The organism is Enterobacter sp. WP_7_1, from assembly GCF_003688535.1.
GTDB lineage: Bacteria > Pseudomonadota > Gammaproteobacteria > Enterobacterales > Enterobacteriaceae > Enterobacter > Enterobacter asburiae.
In genome coordinates this window covers 418,560-432,154 of record NZ_REFK01000003.1, presented here as the reverse complement: position 1 = coordinate 432,154, position 13,595 = coordinate 418,560, and the positions used below count along the sequence as shown (strand labels likewise).

General features: G+C 57.1%; 8 protein-coding genes. All 8 read right to left on the bottom strand.

Annotated features, from left to right (window positions below; all coding sequences use genetic code 11):
- Position 1: 1 nt before the first annotated feature.
- The 8 genes from recD to BJ885_RS15265 all read right to left on the bottom strand — a co-directional run bounded on the left by recD (position 2) and on the right by BJ885_RS15265 (position 13,474).
- A complete protein-coding gene (gene recD, locus BJ885_RS15300; RefSeq protein WP_121932247.1) occupies positions 2-1,822 on the bottom strand; it encodes an exodeoxyribonuclease V subunit alpha in 1,821 nt (606 codons plus the stop codon).
- A complete protein-coding gene (gene recB / locus BJ885_RS15295; protein WP_121932246.1) occupies positions 1,819-5,361 on the bottom strand; it encodes an exodeoxyribonuclease V subunit beta in 3,543 nt (1,180 codons plus the stop codon). The genes recD and recB overlap by 4 nt, the downstream gene beginning before the upstream one ends.
- Entirely contained in the window at positions 5,358-8,225 is a 2,868-nt protein-coding gene (gene ptrA, locus BJ885_RS15290) for a pitrilysin (RefSeq protein ID WP_121932245.1), read from the bottom strand. Before ptrA ends, recB begins: the two co-directional genes overlap by 4 nt.
- A gap of 140 nt (positions 8,226-8,365) precedes the next feature.
- Positions 8,366-11,740, bottom strand: coding sequence for an exodeoxyribonuclease V subunit gamma (gene recC, locus BJ885_RS15285; protein ID WP_121932244.1), 3,375 nt, complete (start codon positions 11,738-11,740; stop codon positions 8,366-8,368).
- Between the two features lie 12 nt (positions 11,741-11,752).
- Positions 11,753-12,076, bottom strand: a complete 324-nt coding sequence (locus BJ885_RS15280) for a prepilin-type N-terminal cleavage/methylation domain-containing protein (RefSeq protein WP_029740491.1) — start codon at positions 12,074-12,076, stop codon at positions 11,753-11,755.
- On the bottom strand, positions 12,061-12,462 hold the full coding sequence (locus BJ885_RS15275; RefSeq protein ID WP_121932243.1) for a DUF2509 family protein: 402 nt from the start codon (positions 12,460-12,462) through the stop codon (positions 12,061-12,063). Before BJ885_RS15275 ends, BJ885_RS15280 begins: the two co-directional genes overlap by 16 nt.
- On the bottom strand, positions 12,459-13,019 hold the full coding sequence (locus tag BJ885_RS15270; protein ID WP_121932242.1) for a prepilin peptidase-dependent protein: 561 nt from the start codon (positions 13,017-13,019) through the stop codon (positions 12,459-12,461). Before BJ885_RS15270 ends, BJ885_RS15275 begins: the two co-directional genes overlap by 4 nt.
- The gene (locus BJ885_RS15265; RefSeq protein WP_121932335.1) at positions 13,010-13,474 is read right to left on the bottom strand and encodes a prepilin peptidase-dependent protein; all 465 of its coding nucleotides are present in this window, start codon (positions 13,472-13,474) and stop codon (positions 13,010-13,012) included. Before BJ885_RS15265 ends, BJ885_RS15270 begins: the two co-directional genes overlap by 10 nt.
- Between the last annotated feature and the right edge of the window lie 121 nt (positions 13,475-13,595).

Genomic DNA, 13,595 nt, shown 5'->3' with positions numbered 1-13,595 from the left:
TTCAGAGGGACTCAAATATCGCGCCCAGCCCGCTTCGGCGTTCCGTTCGGGTGGCGATCGCCTGCACCAGCACCCGTTCATCGGCATAAAGAGACAGGCGCTGACGCGCGCGCGTAATGGCGGTATAGATCAGCTCGCGGGTAATGATGGGTGAAAGCTGCGTGGGCAGGATCAGCGCCGCATGGTTAAACTCGGAGCCCTGGGATTTATGCACCGTCATCGCCCAGGCGGTTTCATGCTCGGGTAAACGGTTGGGCTGGAAGGACTTCACGCTCCCGTCCGGCATCTGGAACCAGACGCGCAGGCCCTGACCGCAGTCGAGCGCAATCCCGATATCCCCATTAAACAACCCCAGCGTGCTGTCGTTACGGGAGATCATCACCGGTCGCCCTTCATACCAGCGCGAGTGCGGGGTACGGTTAATTTTGCGTTTTTGCGCCAGCAGCTGTTCCAGCCTGTCGTTCAGACCCCGGACGCCAAAGGGGCCTTCCCTCAGCGCACAGAGCAACTGATACTCGCCAAACGCGGCAATGACCTGCTCCGGCGTACTTTGCTGTTGTACGCCCGTCAGAAAGTGCTGGTACCCCTGCAGGGCGTCGTCCAGCATTGCCTGATACTCTTCCCCACTTTGCAGCGATTTTTTCTCAATATCCGTAAAGGTACCGTCGAATACCGCAGTGGTTGTGCGCCGGTCGCCCCGGTTCACTGCCGCCGCAAGCTGGCCGATGCCGGAGTCGCTGCCGAAACGGTAGCTTTTTTGCAGCAGACACAGGCTGTCGCGCAGCGCCCCTGCAAGCGAATGGTTTTCAGAGGTGAGCGAACATCCGGTGAGACGGGCTAACTCCTGAGCGCGTTCCGCGGTATATCCCAGGCTGGCATAGGTGCAGATATCCCCCAGCACGGCCCCCGCCTCCACGGAGGCAAGCTGGTCGCGATCGCCGAGGAAAATGACGCGCGCGTGCGGCGGTAGCGCATCGATCAAACGCGACATCATCGTCAGGTCAATCATCGATGCTTCATCCACGACCAGCACGTCAAGGTGCAATGGGTTACCGGCATGATAGCGCAGACGCTGGCTGCCCGGCTGTGCGCCTAGCAAACGGTGCAGCGTGCTGGCTTCATTGGGGAAAAGCGCAAGCTGATCCCCGGTTAGCGGCAGTTTTTGCAGCGCGCCGCCTAACGATTCCGTCAGACGTGCCGCCGCTTTACCGGTGGGGGCCGCCAGGCGAATACGGCACTTTTGCTCACCCGATAGCTGAATCAGGGCAGCAAGCAGTTTTGCCACTGTGGTCGTTTTCCCGGTGCCCGGGCCGCCAGAAATCACCGAGATCCGTCGCGTTAAGGCCACGGCTGCCGCCACTTTCTGCCAGTCTGTCGCGTCGTCAGAGGTAAACAGCGTATCCAGCGTTTGCCGGAGCTGCGCTTCATCGCAGGGAAGCGGGGCGTTGGTCTCGCTGAAGAAGCGCGCTACCGTCAGTTCGTTACGCCACAGCCGGTTAAGATACAAACGCTCGCCGACCAGAATCATTGGCGTCCCGGTATCGGCTCCGCTAACGGCAGGCGAGCCGAGTAATATCCCCTTCCAGTCCACCGTATCACCCAGCAGCGCGAAACACGCCTGTAAAGCCGGAGGCATTTTCTCATCCACCGCCAGACGCGACAGCGGCAGACATACGTGCCCTTCCCCCGCGTCTTTGCTCAGAATGGCGGCGGCAAGCATGACGGCAGGCTCCTCGCCAGCCACCATCATGGCGAACTGCACATCCAGGTGGCGCAGTAATCGTTGTTCAACCGCGTCCAGCAGAAGCGCCTGCATCGTCATGCCACCTCCTCCGTGCTTGCAGCAAACAGGTTATCCATTTTTTCAATCAGTTCCGCTGCCGGACGCGTGCTAAAGACGCCGGAACGCGGGTCATTTGCATCCACTCCGCGCAGGAAAAGGTAAATGACGCCGCCAAAATGCGTTTCGTAGCGATAATCGGCCATGCGATGGCGCAGGTAACGGTGCAGCGCCAGGGTGTAAAGCTGGTACTGCAGATCGTAGCGATGCATTTGCATTGCCGAGGCCATCGCGTCCTGGGTGTAGGCCTCGCTGCTTTCACCCAGCCAGTTCGATTTGTAGTCCAGCAGGTAGTAGCGCCCTTCGTGGCGGAAAACCAGGTCGATAAAGCCTTTGAGCATCCCCTGCACCTGGCGGAAGTTCAGCGGCGGGCACCCGGCGGATAACGGATCGTACTCGCGGATCAGCGCATCAAGCGCCTCGGCCCTGAGCGGGCTGGCGATGGGAAGATAAAACTCCATCTCCACCTGCTTATCTTTGGCAGTCAACTGGTTCAGGGAGATCCCCTGTGTCGTGAGCGGCGCGTGCAGTATAGCGCGGATCCAGTCGGTGAGAACCGGCTGCCACTGTGCGTCGTAGCCGCCGCTCTGTAACATCTTCAGTACCCACTCTTCGGATACCGGCTGGGTAAAATCCAGCTCTTCAAACAGGCTGTGCAAAAACGTGCCCGGCGAGGCGCCGCGCGGAAACTGGTGCGGCGTGAGCACCGGCTCAGCGGGTACGCTACCGGCTCCTGCGGCATCCACGTCCAGTTTTGGCATCAGATCTTGCGCAATACTCTGCCCGTGCTGCTGTAAACCGGAGTAGCTGGTGACGCGCCAGTCGTCGGCAATGGTACGTACAACCTGGCGGGCATGGAGCGCTGACTCACGCAGCTCCGGCATCTGCCAGCGGCTGTTGTCGGGCTGCGACGGAATATGCAGGGCAACATGCTCTGTGCAAAGTGATTCGATGCACTGGCGCAGGCCTGCCGCGTCTTTGGGTTCACCGTGCTGAATAAGCCGCCCCAGCGCGCTCAGATGAAAATCGCTCTCCCCGGTCTTTTCGCCACGGCGACGGAACAGAGGCGCAACGCCCAGGCTGCAGTGCCAGACCGAACGGGTCAGCGCCACGTAAAGCAGGCGCAGGTCTTCCGCCAGACGCTCGGCTTCGGCCAGCTCAACGCTGGACTCCGCGTTGCTGAGATCGAGCACCGCCTCAAAAGACTCGCGATCGTGGTAAAAGGCCTGATCCTGCACGCGATAATTGGCAATAAACGGCAGCCAGACCAGCGGATATTCCAGGCCTTTCGACTTGTGAATGGTGACGATCTGCACCAGATGTTTATCGCTCTCAAGGCGCATCTGCTGGCTGGACGAATTGCTGTTCGGATCGGCAATCTGCTGCGCCAGCCAGCGTACCAGAGCGTGTTCGCTCTCCAGCTGTGTACCGGCTTCCTGCAGCAGTTCGCTGATATGTAAAATATCGGTCAAACGGCGCTCGCCGCCTGCTGTCGCCAGCATGTTCTCCGCAATGTGGCGCTGCGCCATGAGCTCACGCACCATCGCCATCACGCCGCGCTTCTGCCATTTTTCGCGGTAGCGAACAAACTCTTCTACCACGGCATCCCACGCGGCTTCGTCATTGTTGAGCGCATCAATATCCCGCGCGTTCAGCCCGAGCATCGCGCTCGCTAATGCGCTACGCAGCGTGCTTTCCCGCTCCGGAGCCAGCACGGCCTGCAGCAGCCATAGCATCTCCTGCGCTTCCAGCGTTTCAAAGACGCTGTCTCGGTTTGAGAGATAGACGGAGGGGATATTCAGTAACGTCAGGGCATCGCGGATGAGCGCGGCTTCCTGACGGCTGCGAACCAGCACCGTGATATCGGATGCCTTTACCGGCGCAGGTTTATCCCCCTTCCACAGCAGCGCTTTTCCGTGCGCGCCCGCACTGAGCCAGTCGCGGATTTGCGCGGCACAGTGCTGGGCCATCGCATTTTGATAGTCGGCAACGCCATAGCCTTCCCCATCCAGCAGCCAGAAGTTCATGGCAGGCTGCGTCTCGCCGTTGAACTCGAAGCGCAACGAGGCATTTTTCTCGGCAAATTTTACCGGCTGAAACGGGATCTCCCGGAACATAAACGCCGTATCCATGCGGCTGAAGAGCGCGTTGACGCTTTCCACCATGCCGGGAGAGGAGCGCCAGTTGGTGTCGAGCGTATAGTGCGCGTCAACCTCGCTGCGGGCTTTCATGTAGGTGAAAATATCCGCACCGCGGAAGGCATAAATGGCCTGTTTCGGATCGCCGATTAACAACAGCGCGGTACCGGGCTGCTGGCGCCAGATACGACGGAAAATGCGGTATTGTTGAGGGTCGGTATCCTGAAATTCGTCAATCATCGCCACCGGGAAGCGGGTGCGAATCGCGGCGGCAAGCGCTTCGCCATTTTCACTGCACAGCGCCGCATCGAGTCGGCTCAACATATCGTCAAACCCCAGTTCACCCCGGCGGCGTTTCTCACGCGCGACGGCGTCGCGAATTTCCGTCATGGCGCGGGTAATCATCAGATCGTTGAGCGTTAAAGGCTCAGCCAGCAGGGTTTCAATCGCCACAAACAGAGGATGCTCAGGCCCAATGCCGTCGGCTTTGGTCCGCTCAACCAGGAAACGCCGGGAGAATTTCTCCAGCGCGTCCGGGAGCTGGTAGCCTCGCGTCTCTTCCTGCGCCCAGGTGCTGATCTTGTCGATCCATTTACCCTGATTGCCACGGTTAAACTTGCGTCGGTCAATCCCGGAATTTTCGATGATTGCGTCAATCTCGCCAACGGACTCAATCCATTTTTGCTTGATGTCGGCAATTCTCGCGATGATTTTTTCATGCCGTGAGGCCAGGGTTTCATCCGCTGGCGGCGGGGATTTTATGACCGGCGCTTCACCCTGCAGATAACGATCGATAGCGCGCAGCAGCGCCTCCGGCCCCTTCCACAGCGCATGTACCGCTTCGGCGATATCGCGCTGTAACGGGTAGCAGTGGCGACGCCAGAAATCCGCGCAGGCCTGATAGCGAAGCACGGATTCATCTTCAATGAGCTGCTGTTCAAACAGCATTCCGGATTCAAATGCATTCAGGCTCAGCATACGCTGGCAAAAACCGTGAATGGTGAAGACGGACGCTTCATCCATCTGCCGTTCAGCGAGGAGCAGCCACTGGGCTGCCTGTTGCTTATCGGCAATCTCTTCCAGAAGGCTCGCGTAGAGGGGGTTATCCGTGCTCTGACGCAGACAGGCGATGCGCAGCTCGTGGATATTGCTGCGAATACGGCCCCGCAGCTCAGCGGTGGCAGCCTCGGTGAAGGTCACCACCAGCAGCTCCTCCACGCTCAAAGGGCGTGGAAAAGCGGCGTTGCCGCCAAGCCCCAGCAGCAGACGCAGGTACAGGGCGGCAATGGTGAAGGTTTTTCCCGTTCCCGCTGAGGCTTCAATCAATCGTTCACCCTGCAGAGGTAAACGTAAGGGATCAAGGGACTCAGCGGTATCGGTCATTCTTTCTTACTCCAGGGCATAGATTGCTGCAGCGCGCTGACGCTCTTCCAGACTTTCCAGCCTTTCGGGTTCACGTACTCCGTTTTCCCGTTCTGGCTACCGGAAACCTGAGACAGGATGGTGATTCCCTGCGGCTTAATGACCGCCTGATGGAAGAAGTCGGCAACCTTCTGCGGCGTCAGCTGTTTTATCTCGGCCACTACTTTATCACGCGAATCAAATTTCAGATTACCGCGATCGAAATCTTTGCTCAGCTGCGAGGCTTCTTCACCCAGCGTCTGCGGCGGCTGCATCACCTGTGCGATGACGGCCTGCTGGATCTGCGCAAACTCTTCCGGCTTCATGGCGCGGAGTTTTGCTTCCACCTGCGGGAAGAAGGCCTGGTAACGCTTCCAGAGATACGCCGGCTGTTTATCGCTGCTTTGCAGCAGGAAACCCAGCCCCCACTGTCGACCTACGTTCATGGAGAAGGCAAACACCGCGTAGCCAAGCTGCTCCTCTGTGCGTAACTGGTTATAGAACCACGGCTGAATAATTTGCCCCAGCACGGCACTCTGCGCCGAGCTGGCGAATTCATCATAGCCCGTTGGCACAAATATCGCGGCCAGCGCGGAATCCGTGCTGTTACCCGACTTTTCAAAAATCACATTCTGTTTTTTCTCAACCAGCACGTCCTGGTTGCGGCACCACTCGTCGCCTTTCGAACCGAGCTGAGTGCGCACATTCTCCGCCAGGGTTTTGGCCTGATCCTCACTCATGTTGCCGACGATCAGGAACTCCGGACGCGTGTTGGTTTTCAGCGCGTCACGGTAAGCCAGCACATCTTTTAAGGTGATCGAAGGCAACAGCGCGCGGCGGTCCTCTCGCTGGAAATAAGGAACTTGTGACAGCATTTGCGCCGGCATAAGCGCCAGATCGTAAGCTTTGCCCTTCTCCGCAGAATCCATCATCTGCGCATACCATGATTTGGCCTGCTCAAGCTGCTCTTCCGTCGGCGTGTAGCTGAAATACCCTTCCAGCAGCGCCTGGAACAGCTGAGGCAAACGCTGGGTATAGCCGTTTGCATTGAGCATCAAACCGTTGTTGGCGTTGGTGGAGAAGCTGATCCCGCCCACGGCCGCCTGGTTGCTGAGCTGATCGAGCGCAATCCCGGCGAGATAGTCATTGAGCGCGAACATCACCTGATTTTTAGCGCTGTTCATCGCTTTCGGGTTACGCAGCACCACGCTGACATCGGCCTTTGGCTCGCTTGCGAAGTAGCGGCTGGGGGTGTACACCACGCGCAGCGTCGGCTCATCAACGATCAGCGCCGGGTGCGGGTAATCTTTAGTCGTTTTGATCAGCGAGAAGTCATCCGGAATATAGGGGTTCAGCTCCGGCAGCTTCAACGCAATCTCCCCGGCCTTCTTCTGCCAGTCGGCGAAGGTCTGCGCGCTGATTTTGTCCACCTGATAAGGAGCATCGACAAAATACGCCGTCTTGTTATGCGGTTCGTTCGGGCTGATGTACCAGATGCGGGCATTCTCCGGCGTCATCATCGCCAGGCGGGCTTTTACCGCCTCGGCGTCATAGCGGTCGGCAATATTCACCGCATCGAGGGTGTGTTCCACCGGCACGCGGATCATGGTATCCGCCAGCCACTCAACGTAATCCATATCGCGGGTAATGGACGGGTAACGGAAATCGAGATCCAGCACGTGCGCGAGCTCATCAAAGTAGTGCTTATCGACGCCTTTCTCACGCAGTAAAGAGAGGTAGCTGAAGATCGCCGCCACCACTTCATCACGGTTTGCCAGGCCCTTGTCGGTCAGGGTGGCGGAGATCGCCAGCACGCCGCTATTGCCGTTCACAACCGGATCGGAGTCGGCGCGAATACCTTCCACGAGCCCCTGTTTTTGCAGCCAGTCAGAAAGCGTGCCCGGACTACGGTTACCGATCAGGTAGGTCACCAGCTCATCGGTTTTACTGCGAAACTGTGCGGTGTTGTTATCGATACGGAATTCCACGCGCAGCACTTTGCGCGGCAGCGCCGGCACGTAGTGGATAACGATCCCTTTTTGCGCATCCGTGACAACCGGTACGTCTATCTGCGGCAGGTCGATATTTTTATTCGGCACCCGGCCAAACGTTTTAGCCGCCATGCCTGCCAGTTCCGGCAACGGTTTATTGCTGTAGATGACCGCTTTCATCAGGTTGGCGGAGTAGTATTTATCGCGAAACGCGTGCAGGGCATCAAGCACCGGGCTGTTCGGTTTGTCGCTTAACGTCTCCAGGTTACCGCCGGAGAAGCGCGAACCCGGGTGCGCAGGGTTGATGGTTTCGGCGCTGACCTGGGCCATGCGCATACCGTCTCGCGTGCGGGCAAGGGTCAACTCAGCATTGACGGCATTGCGTTCACGGTCGGCATATTTTTTATCCAGCAGGGGGGCGGCGATGGAATCAGCAAGGCGATCGACCGCGCCTTCCAGCGCATCATTTTCGACTTCAAGATAAAAGGCCGTGCGGTACGGCGCCGTGCTGGCATTGTGGCTGCCGCCATGCATTTTCAAAAATTCGGACAGGCTATCAGGCTGCGGGTATTTTTTTGACCCCATCAGCGTCATATGTTCCAGATAGTGTGCAAGCCCAGGATGCGCGTCAGGATCTTCCAGCGATCCAACCGGCACCACTAATGCCGAGAGGGACTTCACCGCCTGCGGATCGGAAACCAGCAGCACAGTCATGCCGTTATCAAGACGAATAGCCTGATATTGACGGGTATCTTTTTCGCTTTTACGAATAGTTTCCTGAACGGGTTGCCAACCGGAGTCTGCCTGAGTGACAGGTACCCAGAGGGCGAAAAACAAAACAAACGCTTTAAACAAGGTGCTACCTCTTTATCACGGCTACATCATTAACACATTGCGTGCTGGACACGCCAACATCTCTTTATTGGGTACATCAGTCCGTGATAAGAAGTGCATCATAAATGAACACCCCATACTGCGCAATTTTTATACAGCGCTCAGGACTGATTAAATTTAAACAACGGCAGCAGGTAGCGCTGCGCCTCTTCCGTGATGGCCTCAAAGTACTCTGGTTCAAGCGTTCGCCATAAACGCTGATACCAGACATCTTCACCTTCGCCCCGCACCATCATGTTACCTTCGTAGGCCTGCATAAATTTACTGCGCGCTTTCTGCAGTGACGCCTCATCCGTTAACATCGCATCATTCTGTGCGTCATAACAGGCTTTTATCCAGTCCCCGCCACTTTCCGGCAGTAGCAGGAGCGGTTTGTTCATTCCCTGACGGTAGCCCTCAATGTACAAAGACAGATACCGTAACGCCTGCTCAGACTCCATCGGCGGGAAGCGCCATTCGCCCTCTTTGCGCACGAAAATCCGACTTTCACCTTTATGACCATCCGCACTGTAGACAAGATGTTCCAGCCAGAGTTGCAAACCCTGTGAAACGCTAAGCATAGAGGGTCGCCAGCGCAGCAGCCCGTCCGGCTGAACCTGGGTTAACCAGCCCGTGAGCTGTACACCATTGCAGTTGAGATCGATTTCAATGCTTTTTCCTGGCTGTCGGCACTCTCTTACGCGCTCTGCCAGGGCGGCCATCTCCTGACACTGCGCCTCCCACACAATTTCTCCGAACGCCCCATAGGGCAGCTGTCCTGCAGCACGGTAGCGGCGGTAAAGTTTGTCCGCATCTTCCTCTTCAACCAGCGCATTCAACAGCTGCAGGTTTAACTGGTAGCGCTCCAGCCCTTCCAGAGTAAAGGGCTCTGCATCAGGAATTTCACTCTCTTCAGAACGGAAATTGACCTGCAATCGCTGCTGGAAGAAGGCGCGCACCGGATGCGCCCAAAACCGCTGAAGCTGTTCGAAGGTAAGGGTATCGACAGGGCGCGGGTCAAGCTCCTGTATGAAGTCGGTATGCGCACTCCCCTCCTTTTTCGCTGCCGGTAACCACTCCTGCGCATAGCTCTGGCGCTCGCTGGCCGTGTAGTTCACCGGATCAAACGGCATGCGGCTGTGGAAACAGGTGATATGAGCTTTCACCCTCTGCTCGCTTTCATCGCAGTTGCGCTCTTCATCCCCCGGCAGATAGTGGCTCTGGCCGATATAGTCCACCAGCTCCTGCACCAGAACGGAGGGAAAACGCTCGCTGTTGTCCTGAATAGAACGGCCGATATAGCTGATATAGAGCTTACTCTGGGCGGAAATGAGCGCCTCAAGGAAGAGGTAGCGGTCATCATCGCGGCGGCTACGGTCACCCCGTTTTGGATCTGCACTCATCAAATCGAACCCCAGCGGTGCCAGCGCTCGCGGATAAACGCCGTCGTTCATGCCAAGCAGACAGACCACTTTAAACGGGATAGAACGCATTGGCATCAGGGTGCAGATATTGATGGGGCCAGCCAGGAAACGCTGGCTGATTCGCTCCTGATCGAGCCGCTGCGTCAGCTCATCCCTCAACAGCGACAGCGGGATGGCCTCCTGATAGTGGGAATTCACGCCTTCATCGATGATCGCCTGCCACTGCGTTTCAATCAGTGCCATTGCCGCTTCGGTGTCACTGTCTGGCAGGAAGAAATCATTAAGCAATGCCCTGCAAACCGGGAGCCACGCTTCAAGCGGACGCGGCTGCATCAGCTCGTGTCGCCAGCGGTTAAGCTGCATCAGGAGTGACGCTAAATGCCCCACCAGTTCAGCTATTAACCCGCTGGACTCATCGTAAGGCAGCACCTCATTCCACTCGCCCTGGCTGCTCTCCATGGCGTAGCCCAGCAGCATACGCGTCAGGCCAAAACGCCACGTATGCTGCCCGGTAGGAGGAAGTTCGAACTCCTGAACGTTATCGTCATCGATCCCCCAACGAACGCCAGATTCGTTCACCCACTGACGAAGGTAGCGCAGCCCCTCTTCAGTGATGCTGAAGCGTGCAGCCAGCACGGGAACATCCAGTAACGCCAGGACATCTTCGGAGATAAAGCGGCTATCCGGCAGTGAAAGCAGAGTGATAAAGGCCTGCAATGCCGGATGCGACTGGCGAGCACGACGGTCAGAGATAGCGTAAGGCAGATATCGCTCGCCCGTCGCACTACCAAAGACAGCCTGAATGAAGGGACTGTAGCTGTCGATATCCGCCACCATCACCACAATATCGCGTGGCGTCAGTTCGGGATCGTCCTGCAGCATCGCCAGCAGCTGGTCGTGAAGCACTTCGACCTCACGCTGAGGGCTATGGCAAACATGGATCGTGATGCTGCGATCGTCAGCATCCAGCTTGCGCTTGCTGTCGCTGCGTTCGAATTCGTTCGCCGTCACGCCCATCACGGCACGGTTTTCCAGATCGAGGATATCCAGCTGAATATGATGCAGCAGGCTATCCGGGGGAATGTCGACAAAGGCATCCACGTCACCTTCGCCTGATGAAGTGATATCTGAAAGCATGTGAATGTAGTCACGCCCCAGCTTCCCCCATGAGGCAAGCAGTGGATTGGGCAGGTTCTGGATACCGTCTTCATCAAAAAGCTGCCCGGCAGTCGAGCCGTCTTTAAACAGCGGGACGGAACGTTCTTCAAAAAGGCGCTTTCGTTGGCGAGTTACCAGCCGCGCAAACCAACGTTCGTCGAGGATATCTCCCCAATACTGTCGGCAAGGGTTGGTGAACAAAATATGGATATCAATATGTTTACCCAGCGCGTTCAACGCCTTCAGATAAACAGGCGGTAATGCGGATATCCCGCAGATAAAAACGCGTGACGGCAGTCGGGCCGGGCGCTCCGGAGCATTCTCGAGTATGGAGATAAACCGCTCGTACAGGTTGGCACGGTGCCACTTAGGCTGCCCAAGTTTCTCCGTATGCTCTACCAGTGCTTTCCACAGCGGTGCCTGCCATATTTGCGCCTCCGGTAGCCCTTCAACCAGCTCGCCCGCTTCCCAACGAATTAACCAGTCAGAACGGTAAACAAGGTATTGGTCGTAGAGATCGGCGGTGCGCGACGCCAGCTGGAACAGCTTGCGCTTATCGGTATCGTCATTGAGGTAGTGGCGCAGCATGGCGAATTCATCGTGCTGCAGCATTTCCGGCAGCAGAGCCATGAGCTTCCAGCTCATGCCTTGTTTATTGAAGGCGCTCTGCTCCGGGATGTCCGGCAACACGCGCACAAACATCTCCCAGATAAAGCTCGCGGGGAGCGGGAAATCAATATTTGCGGCTATGCCAAATTTACGGGAAAGCGACATTTGCAGCCACTGTGCCATACCGGTGCTCTGCACAAGCACCATTTCAGGCTCAAAAGGATCGTCAAGCCGCTCGCGCTCAACGATAAATTCCATCAGCGCTTCCAGCACATCCAGACGATTTGAGTGGTAGACCCTTAACATAGACGCTCCCGACTACTGGCTAACCGGGCAATGCAGGCGCGTTATCTCACCGCGCCGCCCCAGAGGAGAAATAAGTGTGACCGTGATGCTGACACATCCTGCGTGCGTTGTCTGCCCCCGACTGGCCTGCCAGCCTGCCGGGAGAACATTTGTTGAGAGCTGAGACTGATTCCAGACATGGTGCCAGAGCTGGCGATACTGATTAAATAGGGTAAACCGCGCCGCCAGAGCCCGGTGATAACCCGACAGAGCCGTCACGACGATAACCAGCAGAATCATCGCCAGCAGTACCTCAACCATGCTAAACCCTTTTTCTCTGTTCACGGCAGCTGGCATAACGCGCTCTCCTTAAGGGGACAAAAATCACTCCAGCCGTGAGGCGAAAAGCGAACTTTCCCGTCGACAATTTCTCCTGCGCGCCAGAGCAGCAGGTCGCTGTCTCCGGCAATCAGCAGCACACGCGCCCCACTCAGCTGGCGCAAACACACTCGCCACGCCGGTGTCTTTTTGCACTGAACCTGTATCTCTGACGACCAGTTCTGAACTCGTCCCCACTCAAGCGCGGACTGCACCGTCGCCTGCTGCTGAAGCGAACGGCTCTCACCGCCGACGAGCGCGCTAAAGGTTGTGAGCTGCTGATTGAGACCCGTGAGGATCAGGGTACCGAGCACCAGTAAAAGCAGAACCAGCGCCAGCGAAGACATTCCGCGTTGACGATTCACAGGTTGTACCCCGTGACCGTATACAACGCCTGCCAGGGCTCCCCCTGCTCGCCTTTATAAATCGCCGCCAGTTCGATATTCACCTCTGGCGCAAAACCGGCATGCTCCACTTTTCTCACCACAAAATGCGCGATCGTAAGCATGTCCGGGTCCGTGAGCTTTTCCCATCCTTTTCCTTCACATGAGGTCGCTCCACGCTGGGTTTCAAGCGCACCAGACTCCAGTCGAAAACCGGTACTGTCATTTTCTGATGCGCTGTTATCCCAGCTGCCGTTACTGTTGGCATCCCACCGCACAATGACGCAACTTCCTTGCCTGGCTGTCATCAGCGCCTGTCCCTGACAGTTTCCCGCGCAGTACCCCGCACGCTGAAGCTGTTTGCCCATGGCAAACAGGTGGTGCCAGACCTCTTCCTCCAGTTGTCTCTGGCCAGATTGCACTAAGACCGCCCGCTGCAAGCCGGGTAAAAAACGCGATGCGCTTATCAGCAAAAGGCTGCTAATCACTGTTGCAATCAGAACTTCAGTCAGTGAGAAACCTCGCTGCTTCATCGACATGAACCTCCCGCAGAGACCTTACACATCCTGATTCGTCCTCCATTTGAGACAATAATCACCCATTCTCCTGCGCGGCTTTGAACGCGTATTCGCCCTGCCCATGCCGTATCCTTTAATCCATAGAACGCGAGCGACGGCGTTACCTCGCCGATCGCGACCTCAGGCCAGAGTGGTATCAGCACAAAGGGACTGCCCTTCTCACAGCCTTGCGCGGCAGAGCTCACCAGACAATCCATGCCTCCCACCCGCAGACGGGTAATTTGATGGTCGCGGTTGTAGCGGTTGGCATGATTGCGCAGAAACAGCAGGTAATCTCGCACCTGACTGGCGGTTTGCCACAGCCGCTGCTGCCGCTGCCAGCTGTCCCAACCGTACAGCCCTGAGGCGCTGAGGATAACGACAAGCGAAATCGCGATCAGCGTTTCGATAAGCGTAAAACCGTTCTCTTTTTTCATACCGGGAGTGTGGCGAAGCGCCGTGAACATGACGAGCGACGGTTCTTCGTTTTACGAGGCGTTATCCGGAGAATTGAGAGTGTTGCAGCGCGTTGCACGCTTTCTGGATAGCGCTTCGGGA

Bases quoted from the DNA above. Each gene is read 5' to 3' on its own strand.
- recD (WP_121932247.1), bottom strand. From the start codon at position 1,822: ATGACGATGCAGGCGCTTCTGCTGGACGCGGTTGAACAACGATTACTG.
- BJ885_RS15280 (WP_029740491.1), bottom strand. From the start codon at position 12,076: ATGCCAGCTGCCGTGAACAGAGAAAAAGGGTTTAGCATGGTTGAGGTA.
- recC (WP_121932244.1), bottom strand. From the start codon at position 11,740: ATGTTAAGGGTCTACCACTCAAATCGTCTGGATGTGCTGGAAGCGCTG.
- BJ885_RS15270 (WP_121932242.1), bottom strand. From the start codon at position 13,019: ATGTCGATGAAGCAGCGAGGTTTCTCACTGACTGAAGTTCTGATTGCA.
- recB (WP_121932246.1), bottom strand. From the start codon at position 5,361: ATGACCGATACCGCTGAGTCCCTTGATCCCTTACGTTTACCTCTGCAG.
- BJ885_RS15265 (WP_121932335.1), bottom strand. From the start codon at position 13,474: ATGAAAAAAGAGAACGGTTTTACGCTTATCGAAACGCTGATCGCGATT.